Raw genomic sequence first — 20,267 nt, 5'->3', positions numbered from 1 at the left:
GCTATAGATGAACATCTATACATTTGATTTTGACGAGATAGAAGACCAGGGTGATTTCTATCGCGAGTTTACGCGCACGTTCGGTCTCGCCCGGGAAAAGGTGGTTGATTTAGATTCTCTGTGGGAGGTGGTTATCGGGGAGGTTTTACCGTTGCCGCTGGAGATTGAATTTGTCCATTTACCGGACAAGCTGCGTAGACGATACGGCGCGCTGATTTTACTGTTCGATGAAGCGGAAGAAGAGCTGGAAGGACAGCTGCGTTTTAACGTTCGTCACTCAACGTAAGGCATAAAAAAGCCCCCGGCAGGCGGGGGCAAGTCGTCGGACTTAGACGACGAGGGTTTATTTGTAGAGTTCTGCAGTTGCGTGCCAGTGAGCGCCTTCACGGAGTTCGGTGACGCGATAGCTGCTGGCACCCGCTTTTTCAGCTTTAGCGGCGATGGCCTGACGCATGTCCATTGGTGAACTACCGATCTGAGACACGGAGATGCTACCCATGGATTGCAGGTTCTGTGCTTCTTGTGAGTTCACCTGAGTAACCGCGGCGCTTGCGCCGAAAGAGAGAACAGAAAGAAGGCTTAAGGTTGCAATAGTAGTTTTGATTTTCATGATATTTACCTCGTCGAATTCTTTTATTGGGGTCTACGTTTCGTGACCCTCATCACAAAATCAAGTATACACTAATCACTCGATAAATTAATACCACGCTAATTGTTTCTGTGGGTATTAAGTGTTAATAAATATGATTTTTATAACCAAATGGAATTAAAAAGAGGGTTGAAAACATAATCTGTAAAATAAATTCAATATAATCATGATGATACGTAATTTTGCAAAATGTGCGTTTTTAAACCTTTATATTCACCACGCGAATGTCTTTTGACGGTTAAAAGCACCATTTGTTAAATGGATAACAGTGGAAAATGGAGGGGAGAAGGAGAAAACAGAGGTTTTTCCCCCGCCGCGAGGCGACGGGGAGGAGAGACTATAGCTCTTGTTCGAACAGTTCCAGAATGGCTTCGTACAAATCTTTTACCGTAAAACCCTTCGCTGGGGTGGTGAAGATGGTATCGTCACCGGCAATCGTCCCCAGAATACCTTCCGCTTTCCCCAATGAGTCCAGCAGACGTGCAATCAACTGAGCAGCGCCCGGGCTGGTATGGATAACCACAACCGCATCGTTGTAGTCGATATCCAGTACCAGATTTTTCAGCGGACTGGAGGTTGTCGGTACGCCTAACTCTGCCGGCAGGCAGTACACCATTTCCATTTTCGCATTGCGGGTACGCACGGCGCCAAACTTGGTCAGCATGCGAGAAACCTTGGACTGATTGATATTATCAAAGCCCTGATCCTGCAACGCGAGGACGATTTCGCCCTGAGAGCTGAACTTTTCTTCTTTAAGCAGCGCTTTAAACGCCTTTACTAATTCTTCTTGTTTTGCCGAGCTTCGCATAAGTCACCCGTAATATGGCGGTAGAAACAACATTATTGTGCATACAGATGAATTTTTATGCAAACAGTCTGCCTTGTTCAAGGCTGAAATAATGTTATGAAAGAGCGGAATTTTATCAAATTTCGTTATCAAGAAACATGCCTGTGTCACGGCTCGCAAATAAGGTTAAAAGTAAATTAAATGTTATCAAATTGATGTTGTTTTGAGAGGTGGGTAGGGTATATTGTCAGCACCTGTTGGAAAGTTGCTCTACTGTGCGGGTGGTTTTGAATTACGTAACTTAGGTTTTATTTTACGTAAATTAAATGCATAAAAGCCAAATTTGCGTGACTACGCATTCTTGACGCGTGGTTGTTGTATTCGTTGGATTTGTGAATTAAGGTCGCCGCCGCGGAGCAATAGACATTTTGCTTATCAATATAATAAGGAGTTTAGGATGAAAGTTGCAGTCCTCGGCGCTGCTGGTGGTATCGGTCAGGCGCTAGCATTACTGTTAAAAACCCAACTGCCTTCAGGTTCAGAACTCTCCCTGTACGACATCGCTCCAGTAACGCCTGGTGTGGCCGTTGATTTGAGCCATATCCCTACTGCTGTGAAAATCAAAGGTTTCAGCGGCGAAGACGCTACCCCTGCACTGGAAGGTGCTGATGTGGTACTGATCTCTGCGGGTGTCGCACGTAAACCGGGTATGGATCGTTCCGACCTGTTCAACGTCAACGCCGGTATCGTGAAGAATCTGGTGCAGCAGGTTGCTAAAACCTGCCCGAAAGCGTGTATCGGTATCATCACCAACCCGGTGAACACGACCGTCGCTATCGCTGCAGAAGTGCTGAAAAAAGCAGGCGTATACGATAAGAACAAACTGTTTGGCGTGACCACGCTGGACATCATCCGCTCCAACACCTTTGTGGCGGAACTGAAAGGCAAGCAGCCTGGCGACGTTGAAGTCCCGGTTATTGGCGGCCACTCTGGCGTGACCATTCTGCCGCTGCTGTCACAAATTCCTGGCGTAAGCTTCACCGAGCAAGAAGCGGCTGACCTGACCAAACGTATCCAGAATGCGGGTACTGAAGTTGTGGAAGCTAAAGCCGGTGGCGGATCTGCAACCCTGTCTATGGGTCAGGCCGCAGCACGTTTCGGTCTGTCACTGGTTCGCGCACTGAGCGGCGAAAAAGGTGTAGTTGAATGTGCTTACGTTGAAGGCGACGGTCAGTATGCTCGCTTCTTCTCTCAGCCGCTGCTGCTGGGCAAAAACGGCGTAGAAGAGCGTCAGTCTATCGGCAAACTGAGCGCGTTCGAACAAGCTGCGCTGGAAGGTATGCTGGATACGCTGAAGAAAGATATTACTCTGGGCGAAGAGTTCGTTAAGTAACGCGAAAAGGGACCTGCGTGTATTTGCAGGCCTGAAAGCTGCGCGCCATCAGGTATTACGCGCTAACTCCCTACGATATCGCCTAATAAAAACCGGAGCCAATTCAATTGTGCTCCGGTTTTTTATAGTCAGTGGACAGCCAGACGTGACGTTAATTGGTGGCCGGGTATTCCTGGATCGTTACCTGCAGCGTCAACTGTTTGTCATCACGCATCACGACGACGGAGATAACTGAACCTGGACGAATCTCTGCCACCTGGTCCATTGTTTCCAGCGCAGATACCGCCGGTTTGTTATTGACTGAGATAATCAGATCGTTAACCTGAATGCCTGCCTGTGCAGCCGGACCGTCCGGCGACACTTCATTAACCACAATCCCCTGAATTTGATCCATCCCGCCGCCCTGAGCGTGCAGTGGCGCAATTTCGCGACCGCTGATGCCGATGTAACCACGAATCACGCGCCCGTCACGAATCAGCTTATCCATGATTTTGGTTGCCAACTGGAACGGAATGGCAAAGCCGATCCCTTCCGGCGTTTCGCCATCGTTACTCTTATCAAAGGACAGCGTGTTAATACCCATTAACTCGCCCAGCGAGTTAACCAGCGCACCGCCGGAGTTGCCGTGGTTGATGGAGGCATCCGTTTGCAGGAAGTTTTGCCGCCCAGTCGGGTTCAGGCCAATACGACCGGTGGCGCTAATAATCCCCTGAGTAATGGTTTGCCCAAGGTTGTACGGGTTACCAATGGCGAGAACGACATCACCGATGTGTGGTATGCGTTTGTTATTAATTGGAATTGTCGGCAGTCCGCCAGTGGCGTTGATTTTCAGCACCGCAAGGTCGGTTAATGTATCAGAGCCTACAAGCAGCGCTTCAAATACACGCCCATCCTGCAATGCGACGATGATTTGGTCGGCATCATTAATGACGTGCTTATTGGTAATGATATAGCCGCGCTGATCCATGATAACGCCGGAGCCAAGCGTGCGGATCTCAAGCTGGTTATGCGCTGTGCTGTTCATACTGCGGTTATAAACGTTAACGACGGCAGGCGCGGCGCGGCGAACCGCTGGGTTATAGCTGGCAGGTGTTTCATCTGCACTGTCGAACTGTGGCGCGGTAAGCGTATTTATTTTTCGCAAAGAGGGCATCGCGGCCAGCAGAATGGCGCCAACGATTAAACCAATCGCGACCGAACGTAAAAGCTTCACAAACATGATGGCGGCGTCATTAATAAAGGGAACGGCAGCAGCATATCACGAGTTTACCGGACATCACACGGGGGGCTGATGTCCGGTTGCAGGCGTTAACGCAGGAGCAGGTAAATACTTTCGTTTCCGCGAACCACCTGCAGAGCAATGATTGCCGGTTTTGCTTCCAGCACTTTGCGCATTTCGGCGATCGAATTCACACGATCGCGGTTAACGCCAATGATAACGTCATCTTTATGCAGACCGGCCTGTGCGGCTGGGCTACTTTTTTCAACGTTATCAATTTTGATGCCTTTGGTGCCGTCTTTTAACTGACCATCGCTAAGCGTGGCGCCTTGCAGCGCAGGCGCAATCATCTCGGCGCTGGCGGATGATGACGTACTGGTATCCAGGGTGACTTCCACCTCCAGCGGTTTACCATTACGCAGCAGGCCCAGTTTGACTTTGGTCCCAGGTTCGGTTGTGGCAATGCGTGAACGCAGTTCGGCAAAGCTGTTAAGCGGTTTACCGTTGAGGCTGGTAATGACGTCACCGGACTTCACTCCCGCTTTCGCGGAACCAGAGTTAGGCAGAACCTCGCTGACAAATGCGCCGCGCTGTACGTCCAGTTTGAACGCTTTGGCAATGTCGGAGGTCATTTCGGTGCCTTTAATGCCCAACAGGCCACGTTTAATTTCACCAAACTGCATCAGCTGTTGTGCCAGCGTGCGCGCCATGTTGCTCGGGATTGCAAAGCCAATACCAATGCTACCGCCGCCGGGGGCTAGAATCGCGGTGTTAATACCAATCAGCTCACCGTTGAGGTTAAGCAGCGCGCCACCGGAGTTGCCCCGGTTGATGGAGGCGTCAGTCTGAATAAAGTTTTCCAGACCTTCCAGGTTCAACCCGCTGCGGCCCAACGCCGATACGATGCCGGAGGTGGCTGTTTGCCCCAAACCAAACGGGTTACCCACGGCTACAGCAAAATCACCCACGCGGAGTTTGTCGGAGTCGGCAATGGCTATTTGCGTCAGGTTGCTGGGGTGTTGAATTTGCAGCAGAGCGATATCGCTCTGATCGTCGCTGCCGATGAGCTTAGCGTCGAACTCACGGCCATCATTAAGCTGAATGCTGATTTTCTGCGCTTGGTTAATGACGTGGTTATTGGTCAGGACGTAGCCTTTGGCGGCATCAATAATGACCCCTGAACCCAGCCCTTCAAAAGGTTGTGAAGGTTGATCGGGAAGTTCATCACCAAAAAATTTTTTGAACTCTTCCGGGACTTTCTGCCCCTGGGTGGCGGTGCCTTCGACCCTTACGCTCACCACGGCAGGTAACACTTTCTCCAGCATTGGGGCGAGACTGGGGAGCGCCGCCTGACCGGGAACCTGGCCGGGAATCGACGCTGCGGCTGGGAATGGCGCCGAGAGAGTTAACCCGACACTTAACGCTAATGCACTCAACAGCTGGGTTTGTTTTTTCATGGATCCTGCTCTCGTACCTTGAGTAAACGGAAGATGATTCAAAACAGTTTGATGTTATTGAATTTTCGGTTTGGTCACAATGAGGCTAACGACTAAATAATAGCTGGGAGGGGAAGAGAAGCGGAGGGCGCAATTGCTGCGCCCAATAAATTTCTTAACGATGTGCGGTTAGTCGCGCTTTGCGCCACTACGCAGCAGGCCAGATGCCCCTTCAGAGTAGTCACGTGGCATCTGAACCGGCGCCTGGTCGTTGCCAGCTTCGGACTCTGCCAGACGATTACGGAACGGGTTGTTTTCCGGAGACATCCCCGGCAGCAGGTTGCTGGAGCTTTTCGCCATATGCTGGTAGATCTGACGATAATCATCCGCCATGTTATCCAGTAATTCAGCGCTGCGGGCAAAGTGGCTCACCAGCTCTTCGCGGTACTCTTCCAGCTCAGCTTTATTTTTTTCCAGTTCGTACTGCAATGCCTGCTGTTGGCGTAATTTACGATTACCAAAACGCATGGCTACAGCACCAATAATGATACCGACGACTAACCCAATTAGCGCATATTCCCAGGTCATGAACATCTCCCGTTGTCTTGTGTTTCCGTAGGGTGTTGGCTTTAGGCTCCATGCCTGCGCCTGATTATGCCACTATAACCGCTAATCCCGTAGAAGTGGAATCCCGTGTTTATATCACGTAATGTAGAACGGCCTTTTTTTCGTCAACCGTGAGCGACGGCACATCGATTCTCAAGGAATAACAATAACATCATGCAAAGCCTTTCCCCGACATCGCGTTACCAGCAAGCCCTCAAAGACGGCAGTCATCAACCCGACAACGTACAACTTGAAGCCGTGAATCGACTGGAAACAATTTTCCAGGCGCTTACGACGCCGACACGTCCTGCACCGCAGGAGAGCGGACTGATGGCGCGTTTTGGCAAATTGCTGGGTAAGCAGCGTGAGTCACCGATCAACGCGCCGGTGCGTGGTTTGTATATGTGGGGCGGGGTTGGGCGTGGAAAAACCTGGTTGATGGATCTGTTCTACCATAGCCTGCCGGGCGAACGTAAACAGCGTTTGCACTTCCACCGTTTTATGCTGCGCGTCCATGAAGAGCTTACAGCCTTACAGGGGCAGAGCGATCCGCTGGAAATCATTGCCGACCGTTTTAAAGCCGAAACCGACGTGCTGTGCTTTGACGAATTTTTTGTTTCCGATATCACCGATGCCATGCTGCTCGGCGGCCTGATGAAGGCGCTGTTTGCCCGTGGTATTACGCTGGTGGCGACCTCCAATATTCCGCCAGACGAGCTGTATCGTAACGGTTTGCAACGCACGCGTTTTCTTCCTGCTATTGATGCCATCAAACAGCATTGCGACATCATGAATGTCGACGCTGGCGTCGATTATCGTCTGCGCACCTTAACGCAGGCGCATTTGTGGTTGTCGCCACTGAATGAGGAAACCCGCCAGCAGATGGATAAGCTGTGGCTGGCATTAGCGGGAACCACAGGTGAACATGCGCCGACGTTGGAGATCAATCATCGCCCGATGCCGACGCTGGCCGTAGAAAACCAAACGCTGGCGGTGTCGTTCACCACCCTTTGCGTCGATGCCCGTAGTCAGCATGACTACATTGCGCTGTCGCGTCTGTTTCACACGGTGCTGCTGTTTGATGTGCCGGTCATGACGGCGCTGATGGAAAGCGAAGCGCGGCGCTTTATCGCGCTGGTGGATGAGTTCTACGAGCGCCACGTCAAGCTGGTGGTCAGCGCGGCAACACCGCTCTATGAAATTTATCAGGGCGAGCGCCTGAAGTTTGAATTTCAGCGTTGTTTGTCGCGTTTGCAGGAGATGCAAAGCGAGGAGTATCTGAAGCGGGAACATTTAGCCGGTTAAACCTGCCGCAAATCACATAAAGGGGTCGATCTTTGACCCTGACTTCTCTATAATCTTGCGACCCCACGTTACGAGAGAGTTTTTTTCCCAAAACTTTCTATGCGCCGGCATAGGCTATTCGAAGGGGTAGGTTTGCTGGACAATGTCGTGTGAACCTCAACTGACAAAACGTTTGGGTGTTCACCAACGTGTAACTTATTTATTTGGGTAAGCTTTTAATGAAAACTTTTACAGCTAAACCAGAAACCGTAAAACGCGACTGGTATGTTGTTGACGCGACCGGTAAAACTCTGGGCCGTCTGGCTTCCGAACTGGCTCTGCGCCTGCGCGGTAAGCACAAAGCGGAATACACTCCGCACGTAGATACCGGTGATTACATCATCGTTCTGAACGCTGACAAAGTTGCTGTAACCGGCAACAAGCGTACTGACAAAGTGTACTATCACCACACCGGCCACATCGGTGGTATCAAACAAGCGACCTTTGAAGAGATGATTGCTCGCCGTCCTGAGCGTGTGCTTGAAATCGCGGTTAAAGGCATGCTGCCAAAAGGCCCGCTGGGTCGTGCTATGTTCCGTAAACTGAAAGTTTACGCTGGCAACGAGCACAACCACGCGGCACAGCAACCGCAAGTTCTTGACATCTAATCGGGATTATAGGCAATGGCTGAAAATCAATACTACGGCACTGGTCGCCGCAAAAGTTCCGCAGCTCGCGTTTTCATCAAACCGGGCAGTGGTAAAATCGTAATCAACCAACGTTCTCTGGAACAGTACTTCGGTCGTGAAACTGCCCGCATGGTAGTTCGTCAGCCGCTGGAACTGGTCGACATGGTTGAGAAACTGGATCTGTACATCACTGTTAAAGGTGGTGGTATCTCTGGTCAGGCTGGTGCGATCCGTCACGGTATCACCCGCGCTCTGATGGAGTACGACGAATCCCTGCGTGGCGAACTGCGTAAAGCTGGCTTCGTTACTCGTGATGCTCGTCAGGTTGAACGTAAGAAAGTCGGTCTGCGTAAAGCACGTCGTCGTCCTCAGTTCTCCAAACGTTAATTGTACTCTGCTTCGGCAGACAACAATTTGCGAAAAAACCCGCTTCGGCGGGTTTTTTTATCGTTTTTTCTCCCCGTAGATCCACGGTAATCCGCTGATTGCCACCTCTTTTTCCCCATTTCAAGAATCGACTCACCACAAAGGTCACAAAATCTGGTAAACTATCATCCAATTTTCTGCCCAAATGTCCGGTATCGTTCATTTTTTGTTTGTATTTTGAACAGTAATGGCTTTTCCGAATCTGGGTGACATCACTTCTGGCTGGCCACTGAGTGGCTGGTAGCAGTAAAAATTCTGAATATACCTGGAGGTTTTCATGGCTGTCGCTGCCAACAAACGTTCGGTAATGACGCTGTTTTCTGGTCCTACTGACATCTATAGCCATCAGGTCCGCATTGTGCTGGCTGAGAAAGGTGTTAGTTTCGAGATTGAGCATGTGGAGAAGGACAATCCACCTCAGGATCTGATCGACCTCAACCCGAATCAGAGCGTACCGACACTGGTGGATCGTGAGCTGACCCTGTGGGAATCTCGCATCATTATGGAATACCTGGATGAGCGCTTCCCGCATCCGCCGCTGATGCCGGTTTACCCGGTTGCGCGTGGTGAAAGCCGCCTGTACATGCAGCGTATTGAAAAAGACTGGTACACGCTGATGAACGTCATCGTGAACGGTTCTGCTTCTGAAGCCGAAGTCGCACGTAAGCGTCTGCGCGAAGAGCTGCTGGCAATTGCGCCCGTATTTGGTCAGAAACCTTACTTCCTGAGCGATGAGTTCAGCCTGGTAGATTGCTACCTGGCACCGCTGCTGTGGCGTTTACCGCAGCTGGGTATTGAATTCAACGGAGCAGGTTCGAAAGAACTGAAAGGGTACATGACTCGCGTCTTTGAACGTGACTCTTTCCTGGCTTCTCTGACGGAGCCTGAACGTGAAATGCGTCTGGGCCGGGGTTAACCTGTATGGATTTGCCACAGCTAACACCACGCCGTCCGTATCTGCTGCGCGCATTCTATGAGTGGTTGTTAGATAACCAGCTCACGCCGCATCTGGTGGTGGATGTGACGCTCCAGGACGTGCAGGTTCCAATGGAATATGCACGTGACGGGCAAATTGTTCTGAACATTGCGCCGCGCGCGGTGGGTAACCTGGAGCTGGCTAACGATGAAGTACGCTTTAACGCGCGCTTCGGTGGTGTGCCGCGTCAGGTTTCCGTCCCGCTGGCGGCAGTGCTGGCAATTTATGCTCGTGAAAATGGCGCCGGTACGATGTTCGAACCGGAAGCCGCCTACGACGAAGATGTCGCCAGCTTAAATGATGACGACAACGACGCACCTGGTTTTGAGAGTGAAACGGTGATGTCAGTGATTGATGGCGATAAGCCTGATAATGGCGATGACAACGATCCGGATGACACGCCGCCGCCGCCGCGTGGCGGACGCCCAGCGCTGCGCGTAGTGAAATAAAAAACAGGCCCTTTGGGGCCTGTTCTGTTTTTTGGCTTCGGGGTCAGTAAAACAGTGCGATGGTGGCTATCATATTCACCACAAATCCCACCGCCATCGGGATAGCCGTACGTTTTACCACCTCAAAGGGCGATACGCCGGCAATACCCGATGTCACTACAATTACCGCAGTAATGGGTGACACCGCCCGGGCCAGCGTAGTAGCAAAATGCATCGGCATAATCATCACTACCGCAGGAATATGTAGTCCGGCGGCTATATCCGGAATCAGGCTGGCAAAAGACATAAACGGCGCGTTGCCTGACCCCATAACGATCGCACAAGCGGCAATAACCACGGCCATGATGATCATCACGCCGATGCCGCCGAGACCGGAATGCTCTGCGCCCTTTATTACGGCGTCGACAGTCCCGATAGTCGTCAACCCTTTCGCAAAGATCTCACCGGCGACCACCAGCGTGACAACGTTGGCAAACTGCGTCCCCATGCCGTCAAAAAAAGCCTGCACATCATCCATCGTTTCGCGCAGATTATGTTTATGCAGGAATTCGACAAACATGGTCAGCGTCATGCTCATCAGCATCACCACCACCAGATTCAGCTCTGCTTTCATTAGCCCCATATGTGCAAGGGCAAGCGATCCCAACATCAGAAGCAACGGCATAACGGGGAGAATGGCGTAATAGAGTGGAGGTACGTTTTCCAGCGTCTTTTGTTCAGCGAATCCGTTGCTTTCCGGGAATGCTTTTTTATCAAACTGCCGCTGAACGAAAAAATGCGCAATAGCGACAGCAACGATCACGCACGATGCGACGGGTAACTGATACTGAAAGAAGTAGGTAGCGATTTTCATGCCTGCGACCTGCGCGGCAAAAATTGAGTTGGTTTCCAGGATGCCCCACTCAATTGACATCGAGGTGGCAATGACCGCCACCGCGGATAAACGACTAACGCCAAGACTGACCAGCGTCGGGAACAGCGTCACCATCAGCAGCATGCCTAAACCGGAAGCGCTGGTAATGAACTGAGCCATGATCTGACCAATCACATAGGTGGCTGCAAGAACAACATAAGGTGAGCGGATTAGCTTTAATGGGCGGCTTAACAGGCTAACCATCGCTCTGCTGGCTCCCATCTTGTCCATATAACGGGCATAACCGCCGACCGCCATGATTGATAACCCCAGTCCGGCCGCCCGGGTGGAAAGCATCCGCAGAATTTCGTTGTAAATATCGACCAGCAGATAGCCGCTGCTCTTGTCGTCAGCAACCAGCGCGCCGTAGCCCAGCCAGACGCCGCAGATCATCAGGAAGATCCCGGCGGCGGCCAGCACGACCTGCGGCTTGTAGTTTTTGAGGATCAGGTAACCCATCGTTAATAAAACGATGACAGAGATAATGATGCCGAACATTGTTTCACTCCATGCCAGAGAAGAAGATAAATCCGGTAATAATGCTGTTGTCAAAACGGATGTTATATTTTTTCGGGTGCTTTTTATGGAGTGAATATCTTATTTTTAATTCGATGTTTAAATTATTTATCGTTATAAAATAGATGGTTATGATAATTTATCACGTTCATATTCATAAATTTCATGAAGCGAATATGATGCTGTTTAATTAAAGAAAAGCGTAATGCTTAAACATAATAAAATATCCTGAAGATAGATATTACCAATAAGTCGCCCAGCCCGATTGACCATCATTTCACCCTGCTTTCGATCCTGTGTTAGGATAAACCCGCTGTTGTTTGTCACCACGACTTAGCTGAATGGACCCTATGAACGCATTTGATTCGCAAGCTGAAGACTCTCCATCCACCATTGGCCGTAGCTTACGCAATCGCCCGCTGGCGCGTAAAAAACTGTCTGAGATGGTTGAAGAAGAATTGGAGCAGATGATTCGTCGTCGGGAATTTGGCGAGGGCGAACAGTTGCCGTCTGAGCGGGAGCTGATGGCCTTCTTTAACGTGGGCCGTCCTTCTGTACGAGAAGCGCTGGCAGCGTTAAAACGCAAAGGTCTGGTACAAATCAACAACGGCGAGCGCGCCCGCGTTTCGCGTCCTTCGGCTGATACTATTATCAGCGAGCTGTCCGGTATGGCGAAAGATTTCCTCGCGCATCCCGGCGGCATTGCCCACTTCGAACAGTTGCGACTGTTTTTTGAATCAAGCCTGGTCCGATACGCCGCCGAACATGCGACGGACGAACAAATCGACAGACTGGCGAAAGCGCTGGAGATCAACAGCCAGTCGCTCGATGACAATGCATTGTTCATTCGCTCGGACGTTGATTTTCACCGTGTACTGGCGGAGATTCCCGGTAACCCCATCTTTATGGCAATCCATGTGGCGCTGTTAGACTGGCTGATTGCCGCCCGCCCGACCGTTGCCGATCAGGAACTGTATGAGCACAATAGCGTGAGTTATCAGCAGCATATCGCTATTGTCGAGGCGATTCGTCAGCGCGATCCTGAAGAAGCAGATCGCGCACTGCAAGAACACCTCAACAGCGTTTCCGCCACCTGGCACGCCTTCAGCAAAAGTAAAAAATTGCGTAAGTGATCGCGATCCTGACGATCTTTTAGTGAAGCAGATCGCACTATAAGCGTTCTGTATTGTATTGCTGCTTATTTGATCTGGTATAACAGGTATAAAGGTATGTAGTCAGATAACACTAATCATCGTCAGAGGTCGTTATGGCAAGAGATTTAAAAGGCGTAATGCCAGCGTTATTAACCCCATTCGATAATCAACAGCGACTGGACATCGAGAGTCTGCGCCGCCTGGTGCGTTTCAACATTGGTCAGGGTGTCGATGGGCTCTATGTCGGTGGCTCAACGGGTGAGGCCTTTGTCCAAAACCGCGTTGAAAGAGAGCAGGTGCTGGAAATTGTGGCCGAAGAAGCGAAAGGCAAGGTGACGCTGATCGCCCATGTTGGCACGGTGAGCACCGAAGAAAGCCAACAGCTGGCGAGCGCCGCGCATCGTTACGGCTTTGATGCAGTTTCGGCCGTCACGCCGTTTTACTATCCGTTCAGCTTTGAAGAGCATTGCGACCACTACCGCGCAATTATTGATTCAGCGAATGGATTGCCGATGGTGGTCTATAACATCCCGGCGCTGAGCGGCGTAAAACTGACTCTGGATCAGATCAACACGCTGGTGACGCTACCTGGCGTTGGCGCGCTGAAACAAACTTCCGGCGATCTCTATCAGATGGAACAGATCCGCCGCGCTCATCCCGATCTGGTGCTTTATAACGGTTATGACGAGATCTTTGCTTCTGGTTTGCTGGCGGGTGCAGATGGCGGTATCGGTAGCACATACAACATCATGGGATGGCGCTATCAGGGAATTGTGAAAGCGCTCAAAGAAGGCGACATCCGGACGGCGCAAAAGCTGCAAACTGAGTGCAATAAGGTTATCGATCTGCTCATTAAGGTTGGCGTGTTCCGTGGCCTGAAAACGGTACTGCACTATATGGACGTGGTTTCTGTTCCGCTGTGTCGTAAGCCGTTTGCCCCGGTAGATGAACACTATCTGCCAGAGCTGAAAGCGTTGGCTAACCAACTGCTGGCGGAAAAGGCGTAATAGCGGGTCGCCGGGGGCGCTTCGCTCGCCCGGCCTGGATTTTCGACCGTAGGCCGGATAAGGCAAAGCCGCTATCCGGCACAACAACAAAAATCGTCGGGAGAGTAAAATGAGTACTTCTACCCAGAGCATCCCGTGGTATCGCCATCTCAATCGGGCGCAATGGCGGGCATTTTCCGCCGCCTGGCTGGGATATTTACTTGATGGTTTTGATTTTGTGTTAATTGCCCTTGTGCTGACGGAAGTACAAGGTGAATTCGGTCTTACAACGGTACAGGCTGCCAGTCTGATCTCTGCCGCCTTTATCTCCCGTTGGTTTGGCGGGTTAATGCTGGGGGCAATGGGCGACCGTTACGGACGCCGCCTGGCGATGGTCACCAGCATCATTCTGTTCTCTGTGGGGACGCTGGCCTGCGGCTTCGCGCCAGGCTACACCACCATGTTCATTGCCCGCCTGGTTATCGGGATGGGGATGGCCGGTGAATACGGCTCCAGCGCCACCTATGTCATTGAAAGCTGGCCTAAACACCTGCGTAACAAAGCCAGTGGTTTCCTGATCTCAGGCTTCTCCGTTGGCGCAGTGATCGCCGCCCAGGTTTACAGCCTGGTAGTCCCGGTCTGGGGATGGCGCGCGCTGTTCTTCATCGGCATTCTGCCGATTATCTTCGCCCTCTGGCTGCGTAAAAATATTCCTGAAGCGGAAGACTGGAAAGAGAAACACGAAGGCAAAGCGCCGGTGCGTACGATGGTGGACATTCTCTATCGGGGTGAGCATCGGGTAATTAATATTCTGATGACTCTCGCCGCCGCAACCGCGCTGTGGTTCTGCTTTGCGGGCAATCTGCAAAATGCGGCTATCGTGGCGATTCTCGGGCTGATATGCGCGTTTATCTTCATTAGTTTTATGGTGCAAAGCAGCGGGAAACGCTGGCCGACGGGCGTCATGCTGATGGTGGTCGTGCTGTTCGCTTTCCTCTATTCATGGCCGATTCAGGCGCTGCTGCCAACTTATCTGAAAACCGAACTAATGTATGACCCGTCTACGGTTGCCAAAGTGCTGTTCTTTAGCGGCTTTGGCGCGGCGGTCGGTTGTTGTGTCGGCGGCTTTCTTGGCGACTGGCTGGGCACCCGTAAAGCCTATGTCTGTAGCCTGCTGGCCTCGCAGTTGCTGATTATTCCGGTATTTGCTATCGGCGGTGCAAACGTCTGGGTGCTGGGTTTATTGCTGTTTTTCCAGCAAATGCTCGGCCAGGGGATCTCCGGGATCTTACCGAAATTAATTGGCGGCTATTTCGACACCGACCAGCGTGCTGCGGGTTTAGGCTTCACCTACAACGTTGGCGCACTGGGTGGGGCGCTGGCGCCGATCATCGGCGCGCTGATAGCCCAACGACTGGATTTGGGCACCGCGCTGGGCTCGCTCTCTTTCGGTCTGACATTTGTGGTGATCCTGCTGATTGGTCTCGATATGCCGTCCCGCGTACAGCGTTGGCTGCGCCCCGAGGCGTTACGCACGCATGATGCCATCGATGGTCGACCATTTAGCGGGGCCGTGCCGTTCGGCGGTGATAAAAGCACCATGATGAAATCCAAAACGTAATCCAATTGCCCGGCGTAAAGCTGGGCAAGAGTAGTAAGGGAAGATGTATGTCGTTACTTGAACAACTGGATAAAAAAATAGCCGCCAACGGCGGATTGATTGTCTCCTGCCAGCCTGTTCCTGACAGTCCGCTGGATAAACCCGAAATTGTCGCAGCGATGGCATTGGCGGCAGAGCAGGCTGGCGCAGTGGCGCTACGTATTGAAGGCGTGGAGAATCTGCGGGCCACCCGGGCGGTGGTTTCGCTACCGATTATCGGCATTTTGAAACGTGATCTTGATGATTCTCCGGTGCGCATCACTGCGTTTTTAGAGGATGTCGATGCGCTGGCGCACGCGGGGGCAGACATTATTGCGATTGATGGAACCGGTCGCGTTCGTCCCGTTCCGGTCAGTACGCTACTGGCGCGTATTCATCAACATCAACGTCTGGCGATGACCGACTGCTCCTCGCTGGAAGACGGTCTGGCCTGTCAGAAGCTTGGGGCAGAAATTATTGGGACGACGCTTTCGGGCTACACCACGGCAGGTACGCCGGAGGAGCCGGATCTGGCGTTGGTAAAAGCGTTAAGTGATGCCGGATGTAGGGTGATTGCCGAGGGACGCTACAACACGCCAGCACAGGCTGGCGAAGCTATGCGTCACGGGGCGTGGGCGGTTACAGTCGGCTCTGCCATTACCCGACTGGAACATATTTGCCAGTGGTATACCGCGGCGATGAAAAAGGCTGCGCTATGACCACGCTGGCGATTGATATCGGCGGCACCAAACTGGCTGCCGCGCTGATAGACAGTAATCTACAAATCTGCGAGCGTCGTGAACAACCTACGCCCGCCAGTAAAACGCCGGATGCGCTACGCGCCGCGTTACAGGCACTCGTTGCGCCGCTCTTGGGGCAAGCGAAGCGGGTGGCGATGGCCTCAACGGGGATTATCCGCGAGGGTTCTCTCCTGGCGCTCAATCCACACAATCTCGGCGGGCTACTGCATTTTCCGTTGGTACAAACGCTAAAAGATCTCACCGCGTTGCCGACGCTGGCAGTCAATGACGCACAGGCTGCGGCGTGGGCTGAGTATCATGCGCTTGGCGGCGAGTACCGCGATATGGTGTTTATTACCGTCTCCACCGGCGTGGGCGGCGGTGTGGTCAGTGATGGGAAACTGCTGACCGGGAGCGGCGGTCTGGCCGGGCATGTGGGGCACACGCTGGCTGACCCGCATGGGCCTTTATGCGGTTGCGGGCGGGTGGGCTGCGTGGAGGCGATCGCTTCCGGTCGTGGAATAGCGGCGGCAGCCGAAGGCGCGCTTGCGGGATGCGACGCCAAAACCATTTTTAGCCGCGCCGGGCAGGGGGATGAGCAGGCAAGTCGGTTGATCCATCGTTCGGCGCGGACTTTGGCGAGGCTTATCGCAGATGTAAAAGCGACGACCGATTGCCAGATTGTGGTGATTGGCGGCAGCGTTGGGCTGGCTGAAGGGTATCTGGCGCGGGTGGAACATTATCTGGCACAAGAGCCTTTGGCCTATCACGTGGAATTACTGGCGGCGCATTACCGTCATGATGCTGGATTACTGGGGGCCGCGCTGTTGGCCCAGGGAGATTGATTATGATGTCAGATGAGTTGCGTTCACTGCCTTCTGCGGGATTACATCCGGTCTTGCAGCAGGCATTAACGCTTGCCGTTGCGGCGAATCCGCAGGAGAAGACGCCTGGGCGCTACGAGTTGCAGGGCGATAATATTTTTATGAATGTCATGCAATTTGCAACGCAGAGCCCAGAGCAAAAGAAAGCGGAGCTGCATCAGCAGTACATTGACATTCAGGTGCTGCTATCCGGCGAAGAACGTATTCTGTTTGGGATGACCGATTCTGCTCGTCAGTGCGAAGAGATGCACGTTGAGGATGATTATCAACTGTGTAGCCAGATTGCCGATGAGCAGGCGCTCACCTTAAAGCCGGGAAGATTCGCAATTTTTATGCCGGGTGAGCCACATAAACCGGGTTGTGCGGTGAGGGAGCCGGTGGATATCAAAAAGGTGGTGATCAAGGTGCGCGCCAGCTTATTAAAAGCCTGACGATGAGAGACCGTGTCGGATGGCAAGGCTTGCTCCATCCGACATGGAATATAACGACCTAGCGCTTAAACGTCACCGCTTCCGGCTGCGCTAAATGAAGCGTAGTCTGGGCAGGCACCGTCTCGGCAATGACTCGCCCGTGACGAATGGAAAAACGGGCAGGCGTCTGGCGACGAACCGCGTCAAATCCATTCTCTGCCGGTAAAATCACCAGATTCGCGGAATTCCCCACGTTCAGACCGTAGTCCTGCAGGTGCAGGGTTTTGGCGCTGTGGGTGGTGATCAGGTTCAGACCGTCATTAATTTGCCCGTATCCCATCAGCTGGCACACGTGTAACCCCATATGCAGTACCTGTAACATATTGGCGGTGCCCAATGGATACCACGGATCGAAGACGTCATCATGCCCGAAGCAAACGTTGATCTCCGCTTCCAGCATCTCTTTGACGCGCGTGATGCCGCGACGTTTAGGATAAGTATCAAAACGCCCCTGCAGGTGAATATTCACCAGCGGATTCGCGACAAAGTTAATGCCGGACATTTTCAACAGGCGGAAAAGACGGGACGCATACGCGCCGTTATAGGAGTGCATCGCCGTGGTATGGCTGGCGGTCACGCGTTCCCCGATACCATCGCGATGCGCCAGCGCCGCGACGGTTTCAACAAAGCGCGATTGTTCATCATCAATTTCGTCGCAGTGGACGTCGATTAGCCTGTCGTACTTCTGCGCCAGGGCGAAAATCTTATGCAGTGATTCAACGCCATATTCACGCGTGAATTCAAAGTGGGGGATCGCGCCAATGACATCGGCACCCAGACGCACGGCTTCCTCTAGTAACGCCTCACCGTTGGGGTAAGAAAGAATACCCTCTTGCGGGAACGCGACAATCTGCAACTCTACCCACGGAGCGACTTCTTGCTTTACCTCCAGCATGGCTTTCAGCGCCGTTAACGTAGGGTCGGAAACGTCAACGTGAGTACGGACATACTGAATGCCGTTGGCCATCTGCCACTTCAGGGTTTGCATGGCGCGCGCTTTGACGTCTTCATGCGTGAGCATCGCCTTACGTTCAGCCCAACGTTCAATCCCCTCAAACAGCGTACCCGACTGGTTCCAGCTCGGTTCACCCGCAGTTTGCGTGGTGTCGAGATGGATATGTGGCTCAACGAACGGTGGAATTGCCAGGCCGCCTTCGGCATCAAGCACTGCCCCCTGCGGCAACGATGCCGCGTCCTGAGGCTCAATCCGGCTGAAGCGCCCGTTTTCAACCGTGAGCTGCCACAATCCTTCGCGTCCTTGTAAACGCGCCTGACGGATGGTGATGTTATTGTTCTGCATGGCTGACCTCTGGTGATTTAGCAAGGCTGCGATTGAAAAGGGGATTCAGCAGGATATAGCTGAATACGCCGCCGAGTACGGCGTTGACTGGCACAATACCGGGAATATAGTGACCGGCGGCAATGCCCAGTGCAACGGACAGAATAGCTATCCAGTTGACGGTCATAAATCGTGCTTTGCTGAAATCGGTATATCGGCGATGGTTCAGCAGATAGTCGGCGATAATCACCCCGCCAATCGGCGGAATTGCTGCCGACAGAAATGTTAGCCAGCCAACAAAGTTATTGTAAAGCCACAGGGCGCAAAGCGTACCGATAATGCCGTTAGCCACCGACAGCGTGCGGCTGGAAAGGCCGGTCACGTTGGCAAATCCCAGACCCGATGCGTACAACGCGTTGTCGTTGGTGGTCCAGATGTTCAGGCCGAGAACGACAATCGCGGGCAGCAGCAGCCCTTGCGCAATCATCACGTCAGAGATATCCGCCTGTCCGACAGCGGCTGCCCCTGCAGCACCAAAGATAAACATCAACGAGTTGCCAAGGAAAAACGCCACCATGGCAATCAGTACCGCACCTTTGGCATTACGACCAAAGCGAACAAAGTCGGCGGTTAACGTCCCGGCGCTGACAAACGAACCAACAACCAACGCCAGCGCGGTGGAGAAATCCAGTGGCGTTTGCGGCACTATTGCTTTTAAATGCTCCAGACCGCCGACATCGCTCACCGCCAGCCAGACGGAGTAGCTGCCCAGAATAACGATAGCGGGAACAGCGATGATAGATAAAACGGTCAGCGCCGAGATGCCAAAAAAGATGGTGAGGGTCATCAACAGACCGGAAACCGCAATCAGGATATTAACGTCAATCCCCGTCGCTTTGCCGACCGGGATAGCAAACATGGCTACACCCACGCCAAACCAACCCACCTGCGTGCCGCCTAATAGCAGAGAAGGAAGCCAGGAACCTTTAACACCGAATGAGTAACGCGCCAGGAGGTGGGTTGAGAGCCCTGTTTTAGCGCCAATATAACCGAGGAATGCAGTGTAAATACCGAGGAGAAGATTACCGAAGAGAACTGCCAGGAAGAAATCGTTATAGGAAAGACCGGTACCGAGCGTGCCGCCGGTCCACATACTGGCGGAAAAAAATGTGAGTCCCAACATGACAAACGTCAGTGGAATCACGCCTTTCCGCGCCGCCAGAGGGACGGGGCCCTGGCTATAATTGTTGTCCTGCGACACAACGCCTCCATGAATTTTGCCCAAAAAATCCGCCGCATAATATACAGTTCACAGAGAAAAGCAAACGTTTCCGTCTGATTTTTTCTTAACAACTATTTGTGTGATGAATGTGTTGTGGGTTAGTGTACGGTTAATTGCGGGGACGGTGGGGCTGCTATATCAGGAGGCGTCATCCCCTGAAGGCGCAATGGCTTACCACTGGAGGATTTTGTTTTTCTAATACACGTCTGATTTAATCATTCGATTAATAAACATATATGGTGAGAACATTTTTGATGCTGAGATTACGGTGCGTTCATTACTATTTTATATTCTATTTTGGTCATGTAAATTATTATTGATATTATAATTTTATGCAAAAATAAATTTTCTCCGCCGATAACACATTGGTCATGATGATGAAAGTGTTCGAGTATTAAGCAATTAAATTCTTGCCTGTTCATTTTTTGATAGTTTCCATCGTATTTTTGTACGGTTGTCATCTGAAATTAGTAATAATTATTTTTATTAA

General features: G+C 52.1%; 21 protein-coding genes. 13 read left to right on the top strand and 8 right to left on the bottom strand.

The features are described from left to right. The first annotated feature begins 7 nt into the window (after positions 1 to 7). Positions 8 to 286, top strand: coding sequence for a barstar family protein (locus E1B03_RS23730; RefSeq protein WP_043017817.1), 279 nt, complete (start codon positions 8 to 10; stop codon positions 284 to 286). 57 nt (positions 287 to 343) lie between these two features. On the opposite strand, the gene yhcN is transcribed toward E1B03_RS23730, so the two are convergent. Continuing rightward, positions 344 to 610, bottom strand: a complete 267-nt coding sequence (gene yhcN / locus E1B03_RS23725; RefSeq protein ID WP_003025165.1) for a peroxide/acid stress response protein YhcN — start codon at positions 608 to 610, stop codon at positions 344 to 346. 376 nt (positions 611 to 986) lie between these two features. Further along, the gene (argR, locus tag E1B03_RS23720; protein ID WP_003025162.1) at positions 987 to 1,457 is read right to left on the bottom strand and encodes a transcriptional regulator ArgR; all 471 of its coding nucleotides are present in this window, start codon (positions 1,455 to 1,457) and stop codon (positions 987 to 989) included. Between the two features lie 436 nt (positions 1,458 to 1,893). Here argR and mdh point away from each other — a divergent pair, with 436 nt between their 5' ends. Then, the gene (gene mdh, locus E1B03_RS23710; RefSeq protein ID WP_003025158.1) at positions 1,894 to 2,829 is read left to right on the top strand and encodes a malate dehydrogenase; all 936 of its coding nucleotides are present in this window, start codon (positions 1,894 to 1,896) and stop codon (positions 2,827 to 2,829) included. 151 nt (positions 2,830 to 2,980) lie between these two features. Here mdh and degS read toward each other — a convergent pair whose 3' ends face one another. The 3 genes from degS to zapG all read right to left on the bottom strand — a co-directional run bounded on the left by degS (position 2,981) and on the right by zapG (position 6,072). Continuing rightward, positions 2,981 to 4,048 (bottom strand): outer membrane-stress sensor serine endopeptidase DegS, encoded by a 1,068-nt coding sequence (degS, locus tag E1B03_RS23705; RefSeq protein WP_103769914.1) that lies wholly within the window; start codon positions 4,046 to 4,048, stop codon positions 2,981 to 2,983. Between the two features lie 89 nt (positions 4,049 to 4,137). Beyond that, positions 4,138 to 5,505, bottom strand: a complete 1,368-nt coding sequence (gene degQ / locus E1B03_RS23700) for a serine endoprotease DegQ (RefSeq protein WP_103769913.1) — start codon at positions 5,503 to 5,505, stop codon at positions 4,138 to 4,140. Between the two features lie 168 nt (positions 5,506 to 5,673). Beyond that, positions 5,674 to 6,072 (bottom strand): Z-ring associated protein ZapG, encoded by a 399-nt coding sequence (zapG, locus tag E1B03_RS23695; RefSeq protein ID WP_003025147.1) that lies wholly within the window; start codon positions 6,070 to 6,072, stop codon positions 5,674 to 5,676. Positions 6,073 to 6,264: 192 nt separating this feature from the next. On the opposite strand from zapG, the gene zapE reads away from it, so the two are divergent. The 5 genes from zapE to sspB all read left to right on the top strand — a co-directional run bounded on the left by zapE (position 6,265) and on the right by sspB (position 9,914). Next, positions 6,265 to 7,395 carry a cell division protein ZapE gene (zapE, locus tag E1B03_RS23690; protein ID WP_103769912.1) on the top strand — a complete coding sequence of 377 codons (1,131 nt, stop codon included), beginning with the start codon at positions 6,265 to 6,267 and terminating at the stop codon, positions 7,393 to 7,395. Between the two features lie 218 nt (positions 7,396 to 7,613). Beyond that, a complete protein-coding gene (gene rplM, locus E1B03_RS23685; protein WP_003025141.1) occupies positions 7,614 to 8,042 on the top strand; it encodes a 50S ribosomal protein L13 in 429 nt (142 codons plus the stop codon). A 15-nt stretch (positions 8,043 to 8,057) separates the two neighbouring features. After that, positions 8,058 to 8,450, top strand: coding sequence for a 30S ribosomal protein S9 (gene rpsI / locus E1B03_RS23680; protein ID WP_003025138.1), 393 nt, complete (start codon positions 8,058 to 8,060; stop codon positions 8,448 to 8,450). Positions 8,451 to 8,766: 316 nt separating this feature from the next. Beyond that, positions 8,767 to 9,405 carry a stringent starvation protein SspA gene (gene sspA, locus E1B03_RS23670; RefSeq protein WP_003025132.1) on the top strand — a complete coding sequence of 213 codons (639 nt, stop codon included), beginning with the start codon at positions 8,767 to 8,769 and terminating at the stop codon, positions 9,403 to 9,405. Between the two features lie 5 nt (positions 9,406 to 9,410). Then, positions 9,411 to 9,914 carry a ClpXP protease specificity-enhancing factor gene (gene sspB / locus E1B03_RS23665; RefSeq protein WP_016154706.1) on the top strand — a complete coding sequence of 168 codons (504 nt, stop codon included), beginning with the start codon at positions 9,411 to 9,413 and terminating at the stop codon, positions 9,912 to 9,914. Between the two features lie 43 nt (positions 9,915 to 9,957). Here the strand turns inward: sspB and dcuC are convergent, their stop codons facing one another. Next, entirely contained in the window at positions 9,958 to 11,325 is a 1,368-nt protein-coding gene (gene dcuC / locus E1B03_RS23660; protein WP_075145570.1) for an anaerobic C4-dicarboxylate transporter DcuC, read from the bottom strand. 359 nt (positions 11,326 to 11,684) lie between these two features. Here dcuC and nanR point away from each other — a divergent pair, with 359 nt between their 5' ends. The 6 genes from nanR to nanQ all read left to right on the top strand — a co-directional run bounded on the left by nanR (position 11,685) and on the right by nanQ (position 17,177). Continuing rightward, a complete protein-coding gene (nanR, locus tag E1B03_RS23655) occupies positions 11,685 to 12,476 on the top strand; it encodes a transcriptional regulator NanR (RefSeq protein ID WP_103769910.1) in 792 nt (263 codons plus the stop codon). Positions 12,477 to 12,610: 134 nt separating this feature from the next. Beyond that, a complete protein-coding gene (nanA, locus tag E1B03_RS23650; protein ID WP_079934960.1) occupies positions 12,611 to 13,504 on the top strand; it encodes an N-acetylneuraminate lyase in 894 nt (297 codons plus the stop codon). Positions 13,505 to 13,613: 109 nt separating this feature from the next. After that, the gene (locus tag E1B03_RS23645; RefSeq protein ID WP_103769909.1) at positions 13,614 to 15,104 is read left to right on the top strand and encodes an MFS transporter; all 1,491 of its coding nucleotides are present in this window, start codon (positions 13,614 to 13,616) and stop codon (positions 15,102 to 15,104) included. A 47-nt stretch (positions 15,105 to 15,151) separates the two neighbouring features. Continuing rightward, positions 15,152 to 15,841: an N-acetylmannosamine-6-phosphate 2-epimerase gene (locus E1B03_RS23640; protein ID WP_103769908.1), complete on the top strand. Its 690-nt coding sequence runs from the start codon at positions 15,152 to 15,154 to the stop codon at positions 15,839 to 15,841. Beyond that, positions 15,838 to 16,707 carry an N-acetylmannosamine kinase gene (gene nanK / locus E1B03_RS23635; RefSeq protein ID WP_133087261.1) on the top strand — a complete coding sequence of 290 codons (870 nt, stop codon included), beginning with the start codon at positions 15,838 to 15,840 and terminating at the stop codon, positions 16,705 to 16,707. The genes E1B03_RS23640 and nanK overlap by 4 nt, the downstream gene beginning before the upstream one ends. Positions 16,708 to 16,709: 2 nt before the next feature. Continuing rightward, on the top strand, positions 16,710 to 17,177 hold the full coding sequence (nanQ, locus tag E1B03_RS23630; RefSeq protein ID WP_103769906.1) for an N-acetylneuraminate anomerase: 468 nt from the start codon (positions 16,710 to 16,712) through the stop codon (positions 17,175 to 17,177). A gap of 58 nt (positions 17,178 to 17,235) precedes the next feature. On the opposite strand, the gene E1B03_RS23625 is transcribed toward nanQ, so the two are convergent. Together E1B03_RS23625 and codB are read right to left on the bottom strand one after the other, a co-directional pair. Further along, on the bottom strand, positions 17,236 to 18,516 hold the full coding sequence (locus tag E1B03_RS23625; RefSeq protein WP_133087036.1) for a cytosine deaminase: 1,281 nt from the start codon (positions 18,514 to 18,516) through the stop codon (positions 17,236 to 17,238). Next, positions 18,503 to 19,756, bottom strand: a complete 1,254-nt coding sequence (gene codB, locus E1B03_RS23620; protein WP_103769904.1) for a cytosine permease — start codon at positions 19,754 to 19,756, stop codon at positions 18,503 to 18,505. The genes E1B03_RS23625 and codB overlap by 14 nt, the downstream gene beginning before the upstream one ends. Positions 19,757 to 20,267: the final 511 nt, after the last annotated feature.

The organism is Citrobacter arsenatis, assembly GCF_004353845.1.
Lineage (GTDB): Bacteria > Pseudomonadota > Gammaproteobacteria > Enterobacterales > Enterobacteriaceae > Citrobacter > Citrobacter arsenatis.
This window is presented reverse-complemented; position numbering and strand designations above follow the sequence as displayed.